This is a genomic window from Staphylococcus canis (assembly GCF_016238445.1).
GTDB lineage: Bacteria > Bacillota > Bacilli > Staphylococcales > Staphylococcaceae > Staphylococcus > Staphylococcus canis.
This window is the reverse complement of record NZ_JABANU010000131.1, coordinates 1-222: the sequence shown is the minus strand read 5'-3', so window position 1 is coordinate 222 and position 222 is coordinate 1. Positions and strand designations below refer to the sequence as shown.

Annotated in this window: 1 protein-coding gene; it reads left to right on the top strand. The window is 48.2% G+C overall.

Features of this window, described 5'->3' with window-relative positions:
* The coding region (locus tag HHH54_RS11210) for an Ig-like domain-containing protein (RefSeq protein ID WP_232796342.1) at positions 1-222 on the top strand (222 nt) is incomplete at both ends.

The window sequence follows — 222 nt, the reverse complement described above, 5'->3', positions numbered from 1 at the left end:
CAATTACGTTCCCAGACGGCACAACAGCGACAGGAACAGTAGCGGAAGATGGAAACTACGAAGTTGCGATTCCAGGAAACATTGACCTTAAAGGCGGAGAAACGTTACAAGTGACAACAACAGACGCAGCAGGCAATGAGTCAACAAGTACGTCAACAACAGTAGTAGATACGACAGCACCAGAAGCACCAACGGTGAACGAAGTGACGTCAGATGCGACAA